Source organism: Caballeronia sp. DA-9, assembly GCF_051615025.1.
Lineage (GTDB): Bacteria > Pseudomonadota > Gammaproteobacteria > Burkholderiales > Burkholderiaceae > Caballeronia > Caballeronia sordidicola.
Genome location: NZ_CP195132.1, coordinates 860,317 through 883,778, shown reverse-complemented (window position 1 = coordinate 883,778; position 23,462 = coordinate 860,317). Strand labels below are relative to the sequence as shown.

Genomic DNA, 23,462 nt, shown 5'->3' with positions numbered 1-23,462 from the left:
AACATGCCCGCTTGGTATGAGGGTTGCTGTGTCTCCGATACGACTTTCAATTTCGATCTACGGAGAACCGAATGAAGACCACGACTCTTTCCGCATTGCTCGCAGCTTGCCTGATAACAAGCGCGCCGCTGGTTCATGCGCAGACGCAAGCTGCTTCCACCACAATGGCAAATCCGCTTCCGGATCAGGACAAGGCATTTGTGCAGGCGGCCTCGATGTCATCGTCCACGGAAATAGATGCAGCCAAGATCGCCATGACCAATTCCAGCGACAAGGACGTGAAGTCGTTCGCGCGGCACATGATGATGGATCACACCAAACTGACTGTGCAGTTGAAGATGGCCGCACCGAAGGGCGTCACCGTACCCAAGGACAACTCGGACACGTCGATCCTTGATTCGTTGAAGCCGCTGAAGGGCAAGGAATTCGACACGGCCTATATCAGCAAGGTAGGCGTTGAAGGCCACAAGGAGGCTGTCGACGCATTCCAGAAGGAAATCTCGGACGGACAAAACGCGGACTTGAAGAAGGCTGCGACCAAGGCGCTGCCCACGATCGAGGATCACTACAAGATGGCGCAGGCGCTTGCGGCGAAGAAGGGTGTCACGGCGCAGTAAGCAGCCAGCGCGAAATCCATTCGATACAACATTGGAGTGATTCCATGAAAGATGGAAAACGAATCTTGATGGCAGGTTTGTTCGCAGCTTTATCCACTGCCGCGCTTGCGCAAAGCGGTGGCGGTGCAGGCGGAGGCAATGGCAACGGTGGGTCGGGCGGCGGCAACGCGCATAGCGCTGCGACCGCGGGCGTGACAAGCGGCGGCGATCCGGCTTCCGGAACCATGGCAAAAAGCGGCAAGACTCACAAGAAGATGGCGCGTAAATCCGCAACCGACACAACCAACATGCCCGGAGCAAACGCAAGCAGCGACACGAAGGGACAGTGACACCTTCAGGCGTGGCTGTATGAAGAAAGCGCGGCTCTTCGAGTCGCGCTTTTTCATGTGCGTCGCGACTGAGGCCGGGCGCGGGCCTTGCGTCGAGTGAACGCACGCAAACGTACAGGAGGCTGCAGTGACGCAGACAGTAGGCGACTTTATCGTAGCGAGGCTCCACGCGTGGGGCGTTCGCAGGATGTTCGGTTATCCCGGTGACGGCATCAACGGCGTATTCGGCGCAATGGGCCGCGCGCCCGACAAGATCGAATTCATCCAGGCACGGCACGAGGAAATGGCCGCGTTCATGGCATGCGCGCACGCAAAATTCACTGGCGAGTTGGGCGTATGCATTGCGACTTCGGGGCCTGGGGCATCGCACCTGATTACGGGACTCTACGACGCACGCATGGACCACATGCCGGTACTTGCTATCGTCGGGCAGCAGGCGCGGTCCGCGCTTGGCGGCCACTACCAGCAGGAACTGGATTTGGCCTCGATGTTCAAGGACGTGGCTGGTTCGTTCGTGCAGCAGGCGAGCGTGCCTTCGCAAGTGCGCCATCTCGTTGACCGGGCAGTCAGGATTGCGCTATCCGAACGCCGCGTGACAGCGATCATTTTACCGAACGATTTGCAGGAGACGCCGTATGAAGAGCCCGGCCGTGCACACGGAACGTTGCACTCGGGCGTGGGATGGACCGCGCCGAAAATAGTGCCATACGCCGCCGATCTGGAACGCGCGGCCGCGGTGCTCAACGAAGGAAGGCGCGTCGCCATACTCGCGGGCGCGGGTGCGCTCGAAGCAGGAGACGAACTGATCGCGGTCGCCGACAGGCTCGGCGCGGGTGTCGCCAAGGCGCTGCTCGGCAAGGCCGTGCTACCCGACGATCTCCCCTGGGTTACGGGTTCGATCGGTCTGCTCGGCACCGAGCCGAGCTATAAGCTGATGACCGAATGCGATACCTTGCTGATGATCGGTTCGGGTTTTCCGTACGCGGAATTCTTGCCGAAGGAGGGGCAGGCGCGGGGTGTCCAGATCGACGTGAAAGGCGACATGCTGAGCCTGCGTTATCCAATGGATGTCAACCTGCAGGGCGACGCAGCCGAGACCTTGCGGGCGCTGTTGCCGCTCCTCGAGCAAAAGACGGCAAATAGCTGGCGTGACCGGATTTCCCGGTGGAACCGGAACTGGCACGAGACCCTTCACGACCGAGCAATGCAAAGCGCCACGCCGGTCAATCCGCAACGCGTGGCGGTCGAGCTTTCATCGCGGCTGCCGGAAAATGCCATCGTGACAAGCGATTCCGGATCGTGCGCAAACTGGTATGCCCGCGATATTCAGGTCAGGAGCGGCATGATGTGCTCGCTTTCGGGCGGACTCGCGTCAATGGGCGCTGCGGTTCCGTACGCGATTGCTGCGCGTTTTGCGTATCGTGACCGGCCTGTGATCGCAATGGTCGGCGACGGCGCCATGCAGATGAATAACATGGCCGAGTTGATCACATTGATGAAATATCGGCAGCCAGCTGACGCCGCATGGGTCTGTGTCGTTTTCAATAATCAGGATCTGAATCAGGTGACGTGGGAGCAGCGCGTGATGGAAGGCGACCCGAAGTTCGAGGCGTCGCAACAGATTCCCGACGTGCCCTATCACAAGTTCGCGGAACTGATCGGCATGAAAGGAATCTTCGTGGACGATCCCGAGCGGCTCGGCGCTGTGTTCGATGAAGCGCTTGCTTCAGACCGGCCGGTTCTTGTCGAGGTGAAAACGGACCCGAACGTGCCGCCGCTGCCGCCGCATATCACCGTGAAGCAGGCGAAGGCTTTTGCTTCCACGTTGTTGCAAGGCGATCCGGATCAAGGCAGCGTGATACTCGATACGGCTAAACAGGTGTTGTCGAGCGTGCTTCCTTCGAAGAGCTAGTCGGCACGCGTGGCGTCCAATCACACGGGCGTCGCGCGCTGCAAGTCACGCCATGGACGGCAGCTTCGCCCGGGCCGCAGCCGCCTGGGTCAACCGGCGAAAATAGTCTCCGGTACGTTTTAATCCATCGTCGAGTCCGGTGGCGGGTTGCCAGCCGAGCGTGTTCTGGGCAAACGTTATGTCCGGTTGCCGATGACATGGATCGTCCATCGGCAGCGGCTCGAACATGACTTCGGAAGACGACCCTGTCGACTCGATTATTTTTCGCGCAATCGCCAGCATGGACAACTCGTGCGGATTGCCGAGATTCATCGGCCCTGTGACTTCTTCCGGGCTGTTCATGAGGCGAATGAATGCGTCGATCATGTCATCCACATAACAGAATGAACGCGTCTGCGAGCCGTCGCCGTAGATGGTGACCGGTTTGCCGGCAAGCGCCTGCATCATGAAGTTGGAGATGACCCGGCCATCCGAGGGATGCATGCGGGGACCGTATGTATTGAAGATTCGTGCAATTTTGATCGACAGGCCGTGTTGCCGCCGGTAATCCATGAAGAGTGTTTCGGCGCAGCGCTTGCCTTCGTCGTAACAGGCGCGTGGACCAAGCGGGTTCACGTGACCCCAATAATCTTCCTTTTGCGGATGAATGCGCGCGTCGCCATAGACTTCGCTCGTGGAAGCCTGGAAGATGCGCGCCTTCACCCGCTTGGCGAGACCGAGCATGTTGATCGCGCCATGGACGCTCGTCTTCGTGGTCTGCACGGGGTCGTGCTGGTAGTGGATGGGTGAGGCAGGGCATGCAAGGTTGTAGATCTCGTCCACTTCCACATAGAGCGGAAACGTCACGTCGTGACGCATCAGTTCGAAGTTCGCGCAATCCAGCAAGTGCGCAATGTTGTCTTTGGTGCCGGTATAGAAGTTATCCACGCAGAGGACATCATGTCCCTGCGCCACGAGCCGCTCGCACAGATGCGAGCCCAGGAACCCGGCGCCGCCCGTCACCAGAATGCGCTTGCGATGATGTTCTTTCATGATGCCCCCAAGTGCTCAAGGTTAAGTCGCGACATACCGCAGCGTCTCGTCCCAGTCCTTGACGAACCGGTCTATGTGAAAGCGTTCCATTGCGACTTTTCGCGCGCCGTCGCCTAGCCGTCGCGCTTCGGACGGATCGCGAATCAGGCGTTGCATCACGTCGATCAACGCGGGCACGTTCGTATCGATGTAACCGCTTTCTCCGTTGCGTATGACCGTCGCGAGTTCGGTTGTCGCCAGTCCGATAATCGGCATGCCGATGGTCATGGCCTCGACTATCGCGAGACCGAGGCTGGTCCAGCGGATTGGATTGAAAAAGAAGCGGTATTGCGCGGTAAATGCCGCCAGGTCCAGATTGCCGATCTCGCCCAGGCCGCCCGCGGACTGTGCGTCCATGCCGACCAGATCCAGCGGTACGTGGTTTTTTACATCGGCGTAGATGTCGCTGCCGAGACGCCGGCCGCGTTGCCGCAGATGATTGATGACCACCACGCCACGTTCTTTCTCCCCGGTATGACGCACGCCCTCGGGCACGACTACGCCATGCTCGATCACACGCGTCGGCGTTTCGCCGGAATCCCACATGAGCTGGTTGAAATGCGTCACGTGGACCAGCAGCGTGTTGGGATCATTCACCCAGTGCTGCTGCGCGAACGGGTTTTCCTGCGGCGGATCATGTTCTATATAAACTCGCGGCAGATGGCGTTGTTCGTCGTTCAGGACGTTAATGCGGTCGTCGTCCCATTGGGTTTTATGCTGAAACAGGATCACATCGAATTCCTGCGATGCCACTTGATCCGCAGGCACCTCATGCACGTTGGCGCCCCATGGCAAGACGCCGCCAGCGCCGGCGTAACCGGGTGGACTGCCGGGCTTGGTCACAAGGTAAAAGTCGTGATTCGCCTGAGTCAGGTAGTAAAGATAGTTGCCATGCACATGCCATGTAAGAACGCGCAGGCGCCGGGGAGCGTTATTCGGCATGAGCGGTCGAGAACTGAAAGAGTTGATGAAGGGCGGCCTCGACCACATGCTCAACACGCACGTTGCGCGCACACGGATGCCCGTAGGGACACTCGCGAAACGCACACGGGCGGCATGATGGATAGTCCGCAAGAACGTGATGCCGGTCTCGGTCGAGTGGCGCCCATCTGCGCGTGTCGCTGCCCGATGCGATTACCACGCTGCATGTCCTCATCGCGGCGGCGACGTGCGACAAACCGGTGTCGTTGCAGACCACCAGCCGGGCATTGGATACGAGCGCGGCAAGACCTCCAAGCGACGTTTTTCCTGCAAGATTGATCGGGCGGCATGTGGTTGCGGCAGCGACGACCGAAGCAAGCGGGTGTTCGCTGGCGGCGCCCGTGATCGCGATCTGCCAGCCTTCGCCGGCAAGCGCTGAGGCTACCTGAGCGAAGCGCTCCGCAGGCCATCGGCGCGATGGCAGTTGAGCGCCCGGATGGATCAGTACAAGGCGGTCCGGTCTCAAGTCGAAACGGCGAACAAGCTCGTGGTATTCGGCCAGATCTTCGACCTTCAAGGGAATCTGGAGGCTCGTGTCGTGAGAGCCGATGCCCAAGGCGCTCATCAAGGCGGTATAGCGCAGGATTTCGTTGAGCGTATCCGGCCATTCGATGAACATGCCATCACGCTTCACTTCGCCAGGCTGAACGAAACCCGCGTTGGCGCGTGCACCCATTCGCCCGGCAATGTCGTTTGCAACGCCGCCGCTTCCATGCATCTGAATGGCGAGGTCCAGACGCCGCGCGCGCATCTCGTCCAAAAAGCGTTCGAGATACTCATCCGTCTCGGCTTGCTCGGGAAAGCCGACAGCGCCGGGGAACACGATCAATTCATTGACGAGATGCGCATAGCGCATGACGAAGCTCTGCGCCCAAGGCAAGCCGATCAATGCAATATGCGCGTCGGGTTTCGCCCGGCGCAATGCGCGCAGTGCGGGAACGGAGCATAGCATGTCGCCCAACTGCAATGCGCGGAAGATCGCGATGCGTTCGGTCATAAGAAAAGCACCCTGAATTTCAGCGCGCCGTAGAGCCGCCAATAGATCGAAAGGAAAGGAATGACAATTGACGTGCATGCCATTTCCATCACGTGAAAAGGCGCGCGCGACGTATGCCGCAGACGCTGGGTGCAAAACCATGCTGTCATAGCGATCCATGCAACAGCTGCAAATCCCGCAAGCCGATGATGACCGTAAGCACTGCCGGCGAGGGTGACGATAGCGGCCACGATGATTGCGTAATACAGCAATGGCGGCGCGCTGCGGATGCGGGCCTTAAAAAGTGCAGGATACTTTTTATAAAGCAACGCGTCGAATTGGCTCTTCCTTTGCTGCGAGATGCTCACGCCCCAGCGTGCCGGGCGAACGGGATGCAGCACGATTGCGTCTTCGGCGCGGGCAATCGGGACGCCTGCTTCCATGAATGCGAACTGCAAGTCGGAGTCTTCACGCCAGGCCGACGTATACCTTGCATCGAACCCTCCGATACGTTCCAGCGCGGACCGCCGCGCAAACGTGTTGGCTGTTGCGAACTCGGCATTGGCGAGACCGGCGGCGTCGTTCTCGTAGTCTGTCGGGCGAGCACCCAATGGCACGATGATGCGCCCCGATACCGCGTCGGCCCCCGCCGCAAGCGCCTTCACCCCCGACGATAACCAGCGTGCATCGGGCTGTGTATCGTCGTCGGTGAACGCTATGTTGTTCGCTCGCGAAAGACGCCATCCCGCGTTGCGTGCGCCGGCAGGCCCCTGGGTCGCGGTGACGGCCACGTATCGCACATGAGGTCCGGTGTTCGCATGCCCGAGCGCGATACGTTCAACGCTCGCGCGAGTGGCTTCGTCCGGACCGTCATCGCACACGATGATTTCGAAGCGCGCTGGATCGAAGTCTTGCGTCAGGATGGACGCAAGACAACGCTCGAGCATTGCCGGGCGCCTGTAGGTTGGAACGACCACGGAGATGTCCGGCGTTGCGGAAAATGTGGAATCGGCTGCCAGCGCGTTTGCGCCGGACTCTGCGTTCTCGAAGGTATCGAGCGAATCCGCCGTGAACGTGCTCATGCGCGAACTCCGTTTTTTTCGATCAGGAACGAGCCGATCACGAGTGCATCCAGCGGCGAAGTCCAGAAAGATTCCAGTGCATCGCGTGGGGAATTCACCATCGGCTCACCGCGCGTGTTGAACGACGTGTTGACAAGCACCGGCACGCCGGTTCGTTTGCGGAAGGCGTCGATCAGGTCATAGTAAAGCGCATGTTGTTGGCGGTTCACCGTCTGCACGCGCGCGGTTCCATCGACGTGACGCACGGCGGGAATTTGCGTTTCCTTCGCGGGACGCACGTCGAAAACGAACAACATGAATGGCGCCACGCCACCGTCCACGAACCATTCGTTTGCGTATTCCTCCATGACAACGGGCGCGACCGGCCGGAAGTCTTCGCGATCCTTGATTTCGTTGAGCTTCGCCTGCATGGACGGATCCACGGGCGACGCAAGAATGGAGCGTGCACCAAGCGCTCGCGGGCCGAACTCCGTGCGGCCCTGATACCAGCCGATGACCTTGTTTTGCGCGAGGATGTCTGCAGTCTCCGCCGCCACGTCGCGCATCCGCCGATACGGCGCTTTCGTCCACTTGAGCAGTCGTTCGATCTCTTCGTCGGCAAACGCGGGTCCAAGGTAGGCGTTATCCATTTGCCACTTGCGCGAACGGTCGCCGGCCTCTGCACGCTTGCGATAGTCGGTCCAGAGCGCCGCGCCCAGCGCGGTTCCGGCATCGCCCGATGCGGGTTGCACCCAGACGTCGCTGAACGGGCCGCGATCACGGACGCGTGAGTTCATCACGCAGTTCAGCGCCACGCCTCCGGCCATCGAGAGATTGCCGAGACCGGTTTGTTCGTGCAGCCATCCGGCCAGTTTCAGCACGGTTTCCTCTAGCACGACTTGCAGGGAATGGGCGATGTCGAAGTGCCGCTGCGCAAGCGGCCCACCACGTTCACGCGGTGGGCCAAAGCGGTCAACAAGGCGAGGCGCATCGACCGTATAGGTTCCGTCCTGCCGGTACTTCACGATCTGCCGGAATACATCGACGTACTCAGGCCTGCCGTATGAGGCGAGCGCCATGACCTTATATTCGTCGGAAGAGTGCAGGAAACCCAGATAGCTCGTTACCGTTTCATAAAGAAGGCCTAGCGAATGCGGCAGCTCGACCTGCCTGAGCCGCGTGTATTCTCCATTGACGAATTTCCCGAGGCTGGTCGTCACTCCTTCACCGCGTCCGTCCATGGTAAGCACTGCGGTATTGGAGAAAGGCGCGGCCAGAAACGCGCTCGCTTCATGGGAAAGATGATGGTCGACGTAATGCCATTCGAAGCGCGGTTTGCGGCCGCCGCTCCGAAAGCGTTTCATCAGATGATGCGGTGCGCCGTCCACCAATTGCGCGCGCGCGTTCACTATGTAGCTTAAGAACAAGGGATCCCACGGCGATTCCGAGGGATTGGTCAGCGGCTTCACGCCAGGTTCGAGCGGCAGTTCGATGGTCGCACCTACGTGCGAGGGCATCGACGAAAGCAGTTTCGGGTCGTATGAATAGGCGACGTGATCGACATCGGCAAGTTCGATCCCCGCTTCCTTCAGACAATAGTCGATGGCGTCGAACGGCAATTGCCACGTCGAAAACGGCACCGGCCGCTTTGCATGCTTGATATGCGTGAAGCGCTCGTCCTCAGCGGCCGCAACGACCGTACCGTCCTTGATCAGCGCAGCGGCGCTATCGTGATACACCGCGTTGATTCCCAATGTGTACATGTCCTGTCGCCTTGATTGAGAAAAGGGTTCATGAGGTTGCAAGTAAGGCCTGTGCTGCTGCCGGCGATTCCGCGTCGCGCAGAAGCCGCATGGCTGCATTGACGACTTCCTCCACCGGTACGCCAGTGAGGCACGCATGATGTCCTTCGGGACATACGCTGCGGTAACACCACCGGCATGGCACATCGTGATTGAGTACGACGTGCGGTGTTTTCCAAGGCGTGTGCTGAGGATTCGTGAGCGCATACAGGTCAACGACTGGCGTTCCAAGTGCGGACGCAATATGCACGGGACCGCTGTTATTCGATATCAGTACCTTCGTGCGCGCAATCAGCGCGGCGAGCTCTCCGAGTTCAAGCGTGGCCGCCAGATTGACGGTCTTTTCGTGCGATCCGCCAACCTGAGCGCAGAGCTCGGCTTCACCTGGACCGCCGGTAATCAACACGGGCCAGCCAGTCGACTCTGCGAGCTTTGCGGCCGCCTGCGCAAACCGCTCCGCCGGATAACGCCGGGAAGCTGCCGTCGCGCCGGGATGCATCGTGAGGAAGGGTGTGTCGAGCGAAACTCCGCGCTCGGCGAGTTTGGTCGTGAGCGACGCCGTATCGTGCGCACGCACGTTGAAGTGCATGCGCTGGTCGGCCGAATGCGCGCCAATGTGCTGCACGAGGCTCAGTTGCCGTTCGACTTCGTGACGTATTCCCGTCTGCGGCTCTGGTTCGGCGACCCAGTCCGTCAGCAGGGCATAGGGGTTTTCACGGCAATGCGCAAGCCGTCTCGGAATGCCCGCCAGATGGCACAGCATCGCGGCCGGCATCGGATTCTGGCTATAGACCGTGAAGATCACGGCCGCATCGAAGCGCGCGTTGCGCAAACATGTACACATGTCGAGATCGACGGCCGCATCGGCTGCGCGATCGTTCTTGATCCAGGGTGCGTCGTAGTCGATCACATTGTCGATGTCGTCGACGTAACCGGCTGCCTGTGCGCCCGAACGCGATGCGAGCAGTGTGATGTGGCGACCCGGCGCCGATATACGCAACGCATGCAAGGCGGGTGTGGTCATGAGCACGTCGCCCAGGTTGTCGAGCCGGACGCAGAGAATGCGCCTGACTTCCTCGCCCCAAGGACGTGCCGGCTGCGCCGCGGGTGCGCGCGCATGGGAATCCATGACGATGTTGACCACGGGCGCTTCTTTCATTGCACAAGCTCCGTCGCCTGCAGGGCGCTTTGAACCTTGAGCGCCGCCTGCTGAAGATCGCCCGCGACACAAAACGGTTCGCGATACGGCCCGCGACGCCAGACGGTTTCATTGCCGTTGTCCAGCAAGATGGTGCGGCACCCCGCGCGATTGCCTGCTTCGACGTCGTCCAGAATGTCGCCGATGAACCAGCTCGAATCCAGTGCGATGTGATGATCGTCTGCCGCCGCCAGCAACATGCCGGGTGAGGGCTTCCGGCAACTGCACGAGCGCTTGTAGGGCGCGATACTGCCTTGTGGGTGATGCGGGCACCAGTAGATGCCGGACAGGCTCGCGCCGCATCTCTTCACAAGTTCGTGCAGCCGCATTTCGACGACATTCAAGGCTTCGACAGGAAACCTGCCGAGCGCCACGCCGCTCTGGTTGCTGATCACATAAACCGGAACCCCGATGCGCGCGAAAATCTGCAGTGCCTCGAACGCACCGGGCGCGAGTTGCATCAGTTCCGGTTCTACGTTGTACGGAACATCGACGAGCAAGGTGCCATCCTTGTCGAGGAACACAGCCGCTCGACGCTTCCGCGGTTCATGCATTACGCGCCGGGACGTCATGCCGATGCGCCTCCGGCCGCGCGTTGTCTTGTCACATCCGCTTCGCTCGCAGCAATGCCCGAGACGCGCGCATAGACGCTTGCCAAGGTGTCCGTAACACCGTCCCATGTGAACATCTCGCGGGCACGTACAAGGCCTGCTTCCCCCATCGAGCGTGCGCGCTGAGGGTCGGTCTTCAACGTGACGAGTGCATGCGCCAACGCCAATGGATCTTTCGGCGCAACGAGCAATCCGGTTTCGCCATGCGCGACCGAGTAGCGAATGCCGCCCACGTCCGCGCCTATCACCGGCGTGCTGCATGCCATTGCCTCAAGCGGAGTGATGCCAAACGGTTCGTACCATGGCGTTGTGACAAATACATCCGCCGCGTTGTAATAAAGACGCAGACGAGCGCGCGAGCGACGGCCGAGAAAGTGAACGTTCTCCGGCACGCCACACTCGTGTGCAACGCCTCTTAAGCGGCCGATCTCGGGCGTTGCGATTTCGTTCGCTTCATCCGAGTTACCGCCGACCACATAGAGATGTGCGTCTTCATCCAGTTTCCTGTTGCACAGGCCAATGGCCCGCACCACGTTGTCAATGCCCTTGCGCGGCACCATGCGTCCAAGCTGCAGCACGATAAAGCGGTCGTGCGGCCAGCCCAGTTCGAGGCGTGCCGCGTGTTTGTCAGCAGGATGAAATTCGTCGCTGTCAAAGCCGCACGGCACGAGATCGATCCGCGCCGGGTCCGCTTCATAAAGCGACACCAGGTCGGACGTATCCTGTGGACACTCGGCGATTATCGAATCCGAACCCCGAACGAGCGCGTCTTCTATGGCGAAGCGGTCGTCCGGGAAGCCGTCGTCTGCTCCCTGATGCAGGCGTCTCACGCGACCCAGCGCATGGAAGGTCGTCACCAGAGGTATGCCCAGGGCTTGCTTCACGCGCAATCCCACGAGGCCCGACATGAAAAAGTTCGCATGGACTACGTCATATTGCGTGCGTTCATTGCGAAAAAACTGGATCACGAAACGGGCGAATTCGTCCATATACGGCAGTAAATTCTCTTTTGCCAATTGCTTCGCGGGACCGGCCGGTACATTGATGACACGTGTCCCATCGAAGCGGGATACAAGCGGCAACAACGACCTGTCACAGCGCGTAAAGACATCGACCTGATGTCCCTTGCGGGCAAGTTGACGCGCTACATTTGCGACGTAGATATTTTGACCGCCGCTATCGACGCCGCCGGCAACGGCGAGCGGCGACGCATGTTCGCTGACGAGTGCGATCTTCACGATGGCGTCCCTGGAGAAGGTCTTTTACTGGAGAATGACGGCCGCTGGCGAATTGCGGACTGCACCAGACACAGCATTCGTTGTGCCACTCGCCGAGTGAACGATAGAAGCGTTGGTTCGTTGCGATACCCACGCATTTATTTTGCGTGCGTATCCTTGTTTATTTAGTTAGTGATGCAATGCGTATCCGGGTTATCTCTCGGCTGCGATGTCACGCTCGGCACGCCACACCTCTTCGCGCATGCGCGAAACGTCAGCAGAAATCCTGCGGCGCCGGGACAGCGCCCACGGCAATGCTGCAACCAGCGTGACGGCGTCGCGAGGAAAAGCACCTTCACGGCGAATGACATTGAAAGCGAACCGCGTGGCGGTCCACGCCTCACGCCACCACAGGCGCATCCATGCGACCCACGCGGCATTGCGGGCGAGCATGCGCCTGCGCAAGCCGCTGTCCCGCAGCGGCGAGGGATGATGGTAAAGAATGAGTTCTTCGGCATACACGATGGCGAAGCCGCTTGCCAGAACGTCGAGGGACACGAGTTCTTCTTCGCCGCCAATGAACAAGCGCGGCTCATAGCCCCCTATCTGCCGATAGAGCGACGTGCGAAACACACATGCACCCGCCATGTAACCAATCAGGGAAGGCCCCGGAAGACCGGTGGAATCAAGCGGGCTGCGCGCCATCAGCTTACACGTGTCATCGGTTTCACCGGCTTCGTCAACGAGAACCCGCGCATTGAGCACGCCCGCGCGCGGTGTTCGATCCAATAGCTCCACAGCCCGCGGCAGCGACCCTGCATGCCACCACGTGTCGTCGTCGCAAAACGCCACGTATTCGGTAATGACGCTCGCTACGCCTAGATTGCGACCGGCCGCGCCAAGATTTTTCTGCGCAATCACGAGCGTGACATGGGGAAAGCGTTCGGCGATCCGTTGTGCCGTGCCATCGGACGAGCCATTGTCGACGACCACCACGGGCGGTCGTTCCGGTAACGCGCACAGCCGGCCGAGCGTTTCGAGTACTTGCGCACAGCGGTTATAAGTGAGCACAACGACCGATATACGCGGACCCGGGGCCGTTTGCGGAGCAGCGTCTGGGTCAATGCGCAGTGCATCGTTTTTCATTTGGCTTGCTCGAGCTTCCAGAAGCGTTCGGTGCAAAAGACGTCGTCGTACCCCTCCGGTCCGAAAGCCTTGAGCTGACTCGCGTATGCTCTGACGGCATCTTGCTTGAGCGCTTGTTCGCGTTGATTCGCATGCCGATGCAAAGGCTCCGGCGTTGCGACGATACCGCGCGTGGCGAGTTCCGCGAGGCGCGCTTGCAAGCGTCCGGACATGCGCCGGTAGAGCGCATCTTCGTAAGCGACGCATTCGAGCGAGGGGTTTGCCCGCCAGACGTCGATGCAAGCCCGATGCGCGAGTTCATGATCCGAGTGGAAGAGCCCGAACGGAATGAGGAGTGTGTGCGTGCTGCACCTGTGAACTGCTTCGTCGAGTGTCCGCGCGATTGCCTCAGTGGTTGGATGTGCGCCGTAAGGCACGTATTGCGCGTCGAGAAATCCGCCCCGCTCAGGCGTTGCGCCGAGAGTATGCAGTGCCCGGTCGTCCTCGCGGGCACGCTCTTGCATCGCTTGCGCCGCATTGTCAAAGCCGCACTGCCGGTCCCAATCCGTTGTTACTTGGTCAGCCGGGCAGCCGGAGAAAACGGTATGAACGACCGCGCCGGCGTGCGCGGCGAGCAGGGCGCCACAACTGAAGACGGCGTCGTCGAAATGCGGGGACACGACCAGCGGCCGCGAAAAAGTTTCGGACATGGCGTTTTCGGGCAGGACACGATGCGCCTGAAAACGCAAAACGCGGACCTGATACCGGGGACGCTGTCCCACGGGCTCACGTCCGCGTAGAAATCACTGTTTTGAGTGCCGAAGACGTCTTGCCTTACTCAGCCGGGAAGAAAGCTCTCACGCGCGTACGAATTTCGTCCAGTTCGCCTGTCGTGTATGGGCGCTGTTCGGCATCGATGGCGCGCTGATACGCTGCTCCGTCCGGCAGGCGATTGAGCAGTGCGCGTATTTCGCCCGTCATGGTGTGGTCTGCGGGTTCGAATGAATACAGCTGCAGTTTTTTCTCGCCGCGTTCATACATGAGCCATGTGCACGTAGCGAATACGACAACGCCGACGATCTCCTGGAGGCCGAGGACCAGCGTATCCGGAAGATCCCACGCCTCAAGCAATAAAATTGCGAGCACTCCGGTGACTGCGAGCGTGACCGTTGCGGTGAGGCTATCGCGCATATCGGCGATCAGTCGCTGTGCCCGGTACGTCAGTTCACGGCTGCTGGGCGCCACGAGGGTAGTTTGCAGGGTCGGATCGAAGAGGGGAAGTGATGCCACGGCGCGGTTTCCATCGAATGAATCGGTTTTCCATACTGCTCCAAACACTTTAACGGGCCGTCAACGGAAAAGTTGACGGCTAAACATAGGGATTTGCTTTACTAAAAGTGGGGACACGCAGGAATTTCCGAGTGCTGTGAAAACACCGTCGCATTCCCCTGAAGACTGAAAGTTCTTCAGGTACGTTGCAGCGCGTTTGCACGCCGCGAACCTCGGGCAAACGATGATTACCAACGGCATGTGCATTGCGCACCATTTTGGATGCATGCCTCGGCCAGCCTCGTATCGGAGTTAAGCCTCGGCCAGCCTCGTATCGGAGTTAAAATTGCCAATCGGTCCGCGCGCGGAATTGCCGGATGGGGCAGTCGATACAGTGTCACCTGGTGGTGATGCTTTCGTGTGTATGAGTCAGCGTGAAACCGAAAACGGGTTGAACACGCATCGGCCCTTGCCGGCTCTGATTAGCGGACTGGAACGCTTTCTTCCAGGTTTGACGGGCGCATGGCTATTAAGCACTTCTGTTGAGAAAGCAAGTCTGTCGAGAATCGTCCTTCTGTCCCTATTGAACGCGGCTTGAATATAATGGCGTCCGCCCAAGCGAGACACAAGCAAGCGAGCGAGCATGGATGGCGTTTTTAGCCGGTCGGATCCGTTTGGATGCGCCCGCGAGGATCATCGTTGCCCCGCTGTGAGTCAGGCGAAGCGGCATCTATCGACCATTGAAGCGTCACGAGCGAGGCCCTGGAGTGAGTGAGATATCAACATCGACGGTCCCGCCGAAGAGCAATGGCGCCGGTCATGAGAACGCGGCCGATGACGGCCCCGGCTCCGCGCACCGTTCGAGTTCGCTGAGTTTTCCCGTCGTTGGCATAGGCGCCTCCGCGGGTGGCGTCCAGGCATTGCTGCGTTTTTTCGAAAATGCCCCGGCGGATATGGGCATGGCGTTCGTTGTCGTCCTGCATATGTCGGCGAAGCACGTCAGCAGCGCTGACAAGGTCCTGCAGAACGTGACCCGCATGCGTGTGCTGCAGGTCAGCGGGCCGATTCCAATTGAACCGAATCACGTGTATGTCATCGCGCCGGGCAAGAACCTGACCATGTCGGACGGTTATCTGAATGCACGCGATGTCGAACCCAACACCGGCCGCCCGGTCAGCATAGACCGGATGTTTCGCAGTCTCGCCGAGGCGCATGGCCAGCATGTCATGTGCATCGTCATGTCGGGAACCGGCAGTGATGGCGCGGTAGGCATCGCGACCGTGAAGGAGCGCGGCGGCGTGACGCTCGCGCAGGAACCGAACGACGCCGAATACGCCGAGATGCCACAGAACGCCATCCAGACAGACCAGGTCGATCTGGTGATGCCTGTCGTGGAAATGCCGCAGCGGTTGCTGGATATATGGAACAACGCGAAGCGTATTGCGCTGCCCGAGGCAGATCCACCCTCGTTGAGCCCGAATGAGCGAGCCGACCGCCGGGGTGAAGCAGAGGTAGCGCTGCAAGACATCCTTTCCACTTTGCGATCGCGCACGGGCCACGATTTTCGTTTTTATAAGCGCGCCACCATGTTGCGCCGCATCGAGCGGCGTCTGCAAGTGAACGGCGTACCGGACCTGATTGCGTACCGTGACCTGTTGAGGGAAAACGGCCGCGAAACGGGCGCGTTGCTCAAGGACATGCTGATTGGCGTGACGAGCTTTTTCCGCGATCGGGAAGCTTTCGAATCTATCGGGCGCGACGTCTTGCCCGCGCTGTTCCAGGGCAAGAACGAGGGCGATCAGGTCAGGGCGTGGGTGGCGGGATGTTCGTCGGGCGAAGAAGCGTATTCGCTTGCCATCCTGCTTTCAGAGCAGCGTGAGTTGCTTCGCTCGACGGCCAATATCCAGGTGTTCGCCACCGATATCGACGAAAGCGCGGTCTCCCGCGCGCGGGCCGGCGTGTACCCGGAGTCGATCATGACGGATGTGCCGCCGTCTTCGTTGCGGCAATTCTTTGTCAAGACGGGCGCGCACTACGAGGTCGTGAAGAGCATCCGCGAGAAGATCCTGTTCGCCATGCACAACGTGCTGCGCGATCCGCCGTTCTCGCGCCTCGACATGGTCTCCTGCCGCAATCTGCTGATCTATCTGGACCGGAGCGTGCAGCATCAGGTGCTCGAAATGTTCCATTACGCGCTCTATCCCAACGGATATCTGTTTCTTGGCAGTTCCGAATCGGCCGACTCGGTGGAAGACCTGTTCACGATCGTGGACAAGAAGAACCGGGTGTATCGCGCGAAGGCGGCCAAGTTGCCGCACCGTCCTGCGCTGGCTTCGCCGACCATAAACGCGGGACGGGCTCCGAGCAATGAGGAGCGGGCGTACGCGATGGTTCCGGGACGCCGCAACTTCTCGTTCAACGCGTTGCACCAGCGCGTGCTGGAACAATATGCGCCGCCAAGCGTGATCGTGAACCGGGATTCGAAGATCGTTCACATGTCCGACAACGCCGGCCGTTTCCTGCGTTATGTCGGCGGCGAGCCATCGAGCAACCTGATTGCAGTCGTGTTGCCCGAACTGCGGCTCGACCTGCGCACGGCGCTGTTTCAGGCTGTGCAGACAGGCAACAGCGTGGAAGCGCGCCGCGTGAAGCTGCAGCGTGACGGGCATCCGTCCTTCGTGAACATGACGGTGCGCCCGTTTCACGACGCCGCCGCCGATGGGGACTTCGTCCTCGTCCTGTTCGATGAAGTACAGGAGGCGATGACGGAAAACGTGGTGGCGGCGCAATACGATGCCGGCCACGAGACCGTGATGCAGCAGCTCGAACAGGAATTGCACCTGAGCAAGGAGCAGTTGCAGACGACTATCGAGCAGTATGAAACGTCGACCGAGGAACTGAAAGCGTCGAACGAGGAATTGCAGGCCATCAACGAGGAACTGAGGTCGGCAACGGAAGAACTCGAAACCAGCAAGGAAGAGCTGCAGTCGGTCAACGAGGAACTCATCACGGTCAACGCGGAACTGCAGACGAGAATCGAGGAAACCGGCAAGGCCAACGACGACCTGCAGAACCTGATCACGTCCACGGACATTGCGACGATCTTTGTCGACCGCGGGATGTTCATCAAGCGCTACACGCCCAGCGCCGCCACGGTGTTCAACCTGATCGGCGCGGACGTGGGGCGCTCGCTCTTTGACATCACGCACAAGCTGAACTACCCCGAACTCGCCGATGACGTCAGCGCGACATTCCAGTCGTTGAGGCTGATCGAGCGGGAAGTGGCGTCCAGCGACGGCCGGTGGTTCCTCGCACGTTTGCTGCCATACCGGACGGCAGACGATCGGATCGACGGCGCGCTGCTGAGTCTCATCGAAACGACCGCGCGCCGCAGCGCCGAGGCAAACGTGCGGGCCGGCGAAGAGCGCCTGCGGCTCGCAGCCCAGACGACCAACGACTTCGCGATCATCGTGCAGGACCCGGATGGCCGTATCGTGAGCTGGAATGCTGGCGCCGAGCGTGTGTTCGGTTATTCGGAGCACGAAGCAGTCGGGCTGAATATAGAAGTGATCTACACCTCGAAGGATCGCGAGATAGGCGCCCCTGGGCGCGAGCGTGAAATCGCCCAGCACGACGGGCGCGCCGACGACGAACGCTGGCACGTCGCGAAGGGCGGCCGCCGCGTGTATTGCAGCGGCGTGGTGACGCCGCTCAACGATCCAAAATTCACCGGATACGCAAAGATCCTGCGTGACCTGACCGATCGCAAGACCCAGGACGATGCACGCCAGACCCAGCTTGCACAAGAGCGTGCCGTGCGCGCGCAAGCCGAAGCCGCGAACCGGTTGAAAGACGATTTCCTGGCCGTGCTGTCGCACGAATTGAAACATCCGCTCAACCTGATCCATGTGAAGGCGGAGATGTTGTCGCGCATTCCGGAAGCGCGCGGCGTGCAGGTCATCCAGCTTGCAGCGCAGGCTATCCAGCGGGCCGTAGTGGGACAGGCCAAGATCATCGACGACTTGCTGGATCTGTCGCGTGTACGCACGGGCAAGCTCGCGCTCAATCTTGCGGCGGGCGACGTCGCACAGATGCTTGCAACCATTGCAGCCGCCGCCGAGGCCGAAGCCGCGTCGCGCGGTATTGCGCTGTCGTTCGTCGGGCTGGACGAGCCGCTTTGGACCAAGGTGGATTTGGTACGCTTCGACCAGATCGTGTGGAACCTGCTGAGCAACGCACTGAAGTTCACGCCGCGCGGCGGGTCGGTTTCCGTGCGCTTAAGCCGGGAAGGCGACGAACTGCGTATCGACGTGACCGATACCGGCATTGGCATCGAAGCGTCGTTGTTGCCGCACATCTTCGAGATGTTCTCTCAGGGGATTGAAGCACGCCGCAGGACAGGCGGTGGCATGGGAATTGGACTCGCGCTGGTCAAGCAACTCGTGGAAATGCACGCGGGCCGCGTGCTCGCGCAGTCGGATGGCGCGGGGCGCGGGACCTCCGTGAGCGTCTGGCTCCCGCTCGTGGAAGGCCGGCCTGCCCGGACCACCACGGAAGAACAGGAGCGCAACGGTTTGCTGGCGGGCGTGCGCACGCTCGTGGTCGACGACGACGCGGAAACCGCGATTGCGTTCGCCGCATTGCTGCAACTCGAAGGCGCCGTGGTCATGACTGCGCACAGCGGCAGCGAAGCGCTTGCGTACCTCGATCATGAACCTGTCGACCTTCTGCTTTGCGACATCGGCATGCCTGGAATCAGTGGTCATGAACTCATCGACCAGGTGCGCTCAAACCCTCAGTTCGCGAACTTGCCCGCAATTGCATTGACGGGTTACCTGGCAAGCGTGGATGAGGCCGGGTCAAGGGCAAACGGATTCGACCTTTCGCTGACAAAGCCTGTTTCGCTCGATGCGCTGATTGCCGCCGTCGAGCAGGTGTTTTTCTGGCGCGGCGCGCATGGCGGGGAGACGCACGACGGTGACACGGGTGGTGAGCGCGGCGGTGATACAGATAAACAGGCTTGAGCGCGCGACTATTTGTGAATCTCCTCGCGTAGCCGGATCACATCGCGCGTGGTGACGGGGGACGCATTGTTACCCCAGGTCGTCCTGATGAACGTCAGCACCTGTGCGATCTCGGTGTTGGTCAACGTGCCCGCGTAGGCGGGCATGTTCTTGCGCGGCGGCCCTTGTCTTGTGTCGGGCGAATTGCCGCCCTCGATCATGAGGCGAATCAGCGACGTGGTGTCGGCGCTCAACACGGACGGGTTGCCCGCGAGTTTTGGATACTCTTGTGGCGTGCCTTGTGCTTGATCACCGTGGCACTTGGCGCAGTACGAAAGGTAGACTCCCGCGCCGGGCCGTTCGATATTACCCGTGCGCGCCGCCGCAGTTGTCTGCCTTGCCGCAAGCGATCGAGGTTCGTACGTCCCCGAGGGTTTCTCCGGCGGCAGGCTCTTCAGATAATGCGCGATGGCGTCCAGGTCATCGTCGTTCATGTATTGCGTGCTGTCTTCCACGACCTGCACCATGCTGCCAAAGCTGACCAGGCCGCCGCCATGTCCTGATTTCAGGAACGCCGCGATCTCATCCTCATGCATGCGGCCGAGGCCAGCGCCCGTGTCGCCGGTGAGATTGGGGGCGAACCAGTGATCGTTGGTCCCGCCCGTGAGGTATTGCCGGGACGACTCGGTGTAGCCGCGTTCCTCGTACGCCGGACCGCGTGGCGTGTGACACGCGCCGCAATGCCCCAGGGATTGCACGAGATACGCGCCACGGTTCCATTGCACATCGCGATCCGCGCGGACCACATACAGCCCATTTGGCGCGAATGCGAAATTCCAGAAGGCGAGCGCCCAGCGCTGATTGAACGGGAAGGGCAGCTTTGTCGGCGGTGCAGCGCGGGCGACGGGCTCAACGCCGTGCATGAAATACGCGTAGAGGGCGTGCATGTCGTCGTCGTTGATCTTCGAGAACGACGGGTAGGGCATCGCCGGATAAAGATGCTTGCCGCCGCGCGCCACGCCCTCGCGCAAGGTTCGCGCAAAGTCGTCATAGCTGTAGTCGCCAATGCCGTATTGTTTGTCGGGCGTGATGTTGCTGCTGACGATCGTGCCGAAGGGCGAGGCCATGCCGAGGCCGCCCGCGAAGGGCGCGCCGCCCTGGGGCGCGGTATGGCAACCGGCGCAGTCCGCAGCCTTCGCCAGATAGCCGCCGCGTGCGATCAGCGCCTGACCGGCATCCTGGGCGTAAGTTTGCCTTACAAGCGCAAACAGACACAGGAGGGCGAAGATGGCGGATCGCATCGGGCTCACCAGGGTTTGCACGGCGAAACAATAAGCGCGGCGAGCGCCGTCGCAATCAGGCCGAGCACGAACATGGGGCTCGCGAGGATTGCAACGCGATACACGAAGCGTGCGGCCCTGCGGTCGGGATCGGGTTCCTTACCCGCGCCGGTCGAGCGCCAGCCGCGCCAGGCGGCGGCAAGGCCACCCAAGGCGACGGCAAGCGCCACCAGACTCACCGCGCCAATGTAGGCATGCAAGGCCGGCAGCCTGGGATGCGCCAATGGATCCTGCGCCGGATAACACGCCTGCGCCGCGAGCGCTTCGCACACGCAGATTTGCACGATCCACGCGAGCGGCGCGCCGAGTAGCGCGTATATCTGCTGCATGACCTGAAGCGTGGTGGGTCGGCGTGCCGGCACGGCGTATCTCCTAGAGCACGTAAGGGCTGATATAAAGCGTGGTGAAGATGAAGAGCCAGACGATATCGACGAAATGCCAGTACATCCCGCCTATAGTCAGCACCGTATGGCGCCGGTCATCGAAGTAACCTAGCGCGGTCCACGCCAGCAGCAAGCCGAGCACGATAAGCCCAGCCACCACGTGCAACATGTGAAAGCCCGTAATGGTGAAGTAGAGCGAGCCGTACAGATGAGACGCGGGACCGTACGGATGGTCGTGCCACTCCTTCAATTGCACGCCTGTGAACAGCATGCCCAGCACGATTGCAATGCCCATCCAGATCACTGCAAGGCGTCGCCTTCCGCGTTTCACCGCGTGCTCACATAGCACCACGAAGACGCTACTGGTCAGCAGCACGGCGGTATTGAAGAGCGCCGGCCCCATTTTCGGCATGCCGTCGGGCGGCCATTTGCCGCCGCCCTGCGAGAAGAGATACAGGTAGCTGAAGATCAGATAAGCGAATAGCGCCGCCTCGGTTGCGATCAGCATCCACATGCCCCACCAGCCGGCGGAGTGCCGTCCTGCCGTGCCCACGGGCAGCGGCCGCGCCGCGTCCAACGCATCGTTCGTCAGATCAGCCAAGCGCGTCTCCCTGAGGTTCGCGTTGAACGAGCGCACGCTCGGGCCACAGCCATGCCACGAGCGAAGCGGCGAATCCCAACAGCGTGGCGAACGCGAGCCACCAGATGTGCAACAGCATGGCGGCGAACAGCAGCATGGCGAACAGGCCAAGGAAGAACGGCGCGTAAGAGTCGCCGGGCATCTTCAGGATGGCGTCGGGACGTCCGTCGAGCGCGCGCGTGGCGAGCGCTTCGCGGCCGTGATCGAGGATCATGCCTTCGTCGAGCACGCTCCGGCGCGCACGCGGATTCCCTGCTTCGATGCGTTCTTCCCACAGCGGATGACCGCTTTCCACAACCGGTATGGTCGCGAAGTTATAGGGCGGAGGGGGCGACGAAACCGACCATTCGAGCGTGGGCGCATCCCACGGATTCTTGCCGGCGGCAGGCCCGCGTTTATAGCTCCACACAAGGTCGCCGATAAACATCAGCACCCCCGCCGCAAATACGAACGAGCCGATGGACGTCACCATGTTCACCGTGTTCCAGCCCATGTCGCCGGAGTACGTATAGATGCGTCGCGGCATGCCGAGCAGTCCCGCTATGTGCATCGGAAAAAAGCCGAGATTGAAACCAATGAACATCACCCAGAAGGTGAGCTTGCCGAATCGTTCCGTCATCATGCGTCCGGTGAACTTCGGAAACCAGAACACCACGCCACCAATCACGGGAAACACGTTGATGCCGAGCAGTACGTAATGCAGATGCGCGACGACGAAGTAGGTATCGTTGAGTTGCCAGTCGAGCGGAACTGCGGCCGTCATCACGCCAGAGACGCCGCCGATCACGAAGAGCAGCACGAAACCCGCGAAGTAAAGGAACGGAACCCTGAATACGGGGCGTCCCGTCCAGATGGTCGCAATCCACGCGAAGGTCGCCACCGCGCTGGGAATCGCGATGACCATGCTCGCCGAGCCGAAGAACGCGAGCGCCAGCGCCGGAATGCCAGTGGCGAACATATGATGGATCCACACGATAAAACCAATCACCATGGTCGCGACCGTCGACAACGCCACGGGCGTATAACCGACCAGCCGGCGGCGGCAGAAAACCGGCAGCGCGTCGGACACAATGCCCATTGCTGGCAGCACGACGGCGTAGACCCACGGATGGGCGAACATCCAGAAGAGATGCTGCCAGAGCAAGGGACGGCCGCCGTTGAGGACATCGAAGAAATGCGTGCCGAACTGGCGGTCGAGCCAGAGCAGGAAGAACGCGAGGCTAACCGCGGGCACTGCCAGCAGGTTGCCGCCCGATGCCGTAAGCGTGCCCCACACGAGCACTGGCACGCGGTCGATCGACATGCCCGGCGCGCGCATGCGGATCAGCGTGACCACGAAATTGGCGGAGCCCACCGTGGTCGAGGCACCGAGCAGCACCATGCCGAGCGCATAGATATCGATGTTCGGACCCGTGTTGTATTCGAGGCCGGACAGCGGCACATAGTTGAACCATCCCGCGTTGGGCGCTTGTCCGAATGGAAAGCTCGAATAAAGGAAGATGCCCGCGAAGAGGAACAGCCAGTACGAAAGCGCGTTCAGGCGCGGGAACGCCATGTCGCGCGCGCCGAGGATCAGCGGCCACAGGTAGTTGGAAAACCCTGAAAGTACAGGCAGGGCATAGAGGAAAATCATCGTTACGCCGTGCATGGTGAAGAGCTGGCTGTATTGCTCCGGGGTGAGTACGGTGGCGTCAGGGCGTGCAAGCTGCACGCGCATGATCAGCGCTTCCACGCCGCCCATCAGCAGGAACACGAACGCCGTCACGAGATAACGCAAGCCAATGCTTTTGTGATCGACCGTCGATAACCAGCCGCGCCAGCCGGGCGCCGTTTCCCATATTTCGGCAAGACGCTTTTCACGCGCGCTTCCCTCGGGCACGCGGCCGGTTTCAGGAACACGCGAATCCACCGATGACAGGTCGCTCAT

Annotated in this window: 19 protein-coding genes; 4 read left to right on the top strand and 15 right to left on the bottom strand. The window is 60.7% G+C overall.

Annotation, left to right across the window (positions count from 1 at the left end; all coding sequences use genetic code 11):
• Positions 1-71 precede the first annotated feature (71 nt).
• The 3 genes from ACRWA7_RS10150 to ACRWA7_RS10140 all read left to right on the top strand — a co-directional run bounded on the left by ACRWA7_RS10150 (position 72) and on the right by ACRWA7_RS10140 (position 2,858).
• On the top strand, positions 72-617 hold the full coding sequence (locus ACRWA7_RS10150) for a DUF4142 domain-containing protein (RefSeq protein ID WP_060856647.1): 546 nt from the start codon (positions 72-74) through the stop codon (positions 615-617).
• A 44-nt stretch (positions 618-661) separates the two neighbouring features.
• Positions 662-946 carry a hypothetical protein gene (locus tag ACRWA7_RS10145; protein ID WP_438392542.1) on the top strand — a complete coding sequence of 95 codons (285 nt, stop codon included), beginning with the start codon at positions 662-664 and terminating at the stop codon, positions 944-946.
• A 127-nt stretch (positions 947-1,073) separates the two neighbouring features.
• Positions 1,074-2,858 carry a thiamine pyrophosphate-requiring protein gene (locus tag ACRWA7_RS10140; protein WP_438392541.1) on the top strand — a complete coding sequence of 595 codons (1,785 nt, stop codon included), beginning with the start codon at positions 1,074-1,076 and terminating at the stop codon, positions 2,856-2,858.
• 45 nt (positions 2,859-2,903) lie between these two features.
• Here the strand turns inward: ACRWA7_RS10140 and ACRWA7_RS10135 are convergent, their stop codons facing one another.
• The 11 genes from ACRWA7_RS10135 to ACRWA7_RS10085 form a co-directional block, all read right to left on the bottom strand.
• Positions 2,904-3,890, bottom strand: a complete 987-nt coding sequence (locus ACRWA7_RS10135) for a UDP-glucuronic acid decarboxylase family protein (RefSeq protein ID WP_438392540.1) — start codon at positions 3,888-3,890, stop codon at positions 2,904-2,906.
• Between the two features lie 21 nt (positions 3,891-3,911).
• A complete protein-coding gene (locus ACRWA7_RS10130) occupies positions 3,912-4,871 on the bottom strand; it encodes a glycosyltransferase (RefSeq protein WP_438392539.1) in 960 nt (319 codons plus the stop codon).
• The gene (locus tag ACRWA7_RS10125; RefSeq protein WP_438392538.1) at positions 4,861-5,907 is read right to left on the bottom strand and encodes a glycosyltransferase family 9 protein; all 1,047 of its coding nucleotides are present in this window, start codon (positions 5,905-5,907) and stop codon (positions 4,861-4,863) included. The genes ACRWA7_RS10130 and ACRWA7_RS10125 overlap by 11 nt, the downstream gene beginning before the upstream one ends.
• Positions 5,904-6,833, bottom strand: coding sequence for a glycosyltransferase (locus ACRWA7_RS10120; RefSeq protein WP_438392747.1), 930 nt, complete (start codon positions 6,831-6,833; stop codon positions 5,904-5,906). The genes ACRWA7_RS10125 and ACRWA7_RS10120 overlap by 4 nt, the downstream gene beginning before the upstream one ends.
• A gap of 131 nt (positions 6,834-6,964) precedes the next feature.
• A complete protein-coding gene (locus ACRWA7_RS10115; protein ID WP_438392537.1) occupies positions 6,965-8,710 on the bottom strand; it encodes a carbamoyltransferase family protein in 1,746 nt (581 codons plus the stop codon).
• Between the two features lie 28 nt (positions 8,711-8,738).
• Positions 8,739-9,908, bottom strand: a complete 1,170-nt coding sequence (locus tag ACRWA7_RS10110) for a glycosyltransferase family 9 protein (protein ID WP_438392536.1) — start codon at positions 9,906-9,908, stop codon at positions 8,739-8,741.
• Positions 9,905-10,501, bottom strand: coding sequence for a D-glycero-alpha-D-manno-heptose-1,7-bisphosphate 7-phosphatase (locus ACRWA7_RS10105; RefSeq protein ID WP_438392535.1), 597 nt, complete (start codon positions 10,499-10,501; stop codon positions 9,905-9,907). The genes ACRWA7_RS10110 and ACRWA7_RS10105 overlap by 4 nt, the downstream gene beginning before the upstream one ends.
• 14 nt (positions 10,502-10,515) lie before the next feature.
• On the bottom strand, positions 10,516-11,796 hold the full coding sequence (locus tag ACRWA7_RS10100; RefSeq protein WP_438392534.1) for a glycosyltransferase family 4 protein: 1,281 nt from the start codon (positions 11,794-11,796) through the stop codon (positions 10,516-10,518).
• A gap of 192 nt (positions 11,797-11,988) precedes the next feature.
• Positions 11,989-12,921: a glycosyltransferase family 2 protein gene (locus ACRWA7_RS10095; protein ID WP_438392533.1), complete on the bottom strand. Its 933-nt coding sequence runs from the start codon at positions 12,919-12,921 to the stop codon at positions 11,989-11,991.
• Positions 12,918-13,610, bottom strand: coding sequence for a PIG-L family deacetylase (locus tag ACRWA7_RS10090; protein ID WP_438392532.1), 693 nt, complete (start codon positions 13,608-13,610; stop codon positions 12,918-12,920). Before ACRWA7_RS10090 ends, ACRWA7_RS10095 begins: the two co-directional genes overlap by 4 nt.
• A 124-nt stretch (positions 13,611-13,734) precedes the next feature.
• On the bottom strand, positions 13,735-14,190 hold the full coding sequence (locus tag ACRWA7_RS10085) for a hypothetical protein (protein WP_060856635.1): 456 nt from the start codon (positions 14,188-14,190) through the stop codon (positions 13,735-13,737).
• 848 nt (positions 14,191-15,038) lie between these two features.
• Here ACRWA7_RS10085 and ACRWA7_RS10080 point away from each other — a divergent pair.
• On the top strand, positions 15,039-19,193 hold the full coding sequence (locus tag ACRWA7_RS10080; protein WP_438392745.1) for a CheR family methyltransferase: 4,155 nt from the start codon (positions 15,039-15,041) through the stop codon (positions 19,191-19,193).
• Positions 19,194-19,201: 8 nt separating this feature from the next.
• On the opposite strand, the gene ACRWA7_RS10075 is transcribed toward ACRWA7_RS10080, so the two are convergent.
• From ACRWA7_RS10075 to ctaD, 4 genes are read right to left on the bottom strand one after another with little or no spacing between them, the layout of a single operon-like run.
• Positions 19,202-20,473, bottom strand: coding sequence for a c-type cytochrome (locus tag ACRWA7_RS10075; RefSeq protein ID WP_438392531.1), 1,272 nt, complete (start codon positions 20,471-20,473; stop codon positions 19,202-19,204).
• 5 nt (positions 20,474-20,478) lie between these two features.
• Positions 20,479-20,874, bottom strand: a complete 396-nt coding sequence (locus tag ACRWA7_RS10070) for a hypothetical protein (RefSeq protein ID WP_438392530.1) — start codon at positions 20,872-20,874, stop codon at positions 20,479-20,481.
• Between the two features lie 10 nt (positions 20,875-20,884).
• Positions 20,885-21,496, bottom strand: coding sequence for a cytochrome c oxidase subunit 3 (locus tag ACRWA7_RS10065; RefSeq protein WP_438392529.1), 612 nt, complete (start codon positions 21,494-21,496; stop codon positions 20,885-20,887).
• A complete protein-coding gene (gene ctaD, locus ACRWA7_RS10060) occupies positions 21,489-23,462 on the bottom strand; it encodes a cytochrome c oxidase subunit I (RefSeq protein ID WP_438392528.1) in 1,974 nt (657 codons plus the stop codon). Before ctaD ends, ACRWA7_RS10065 begins: the two co-directional genes overlap by 8 nt.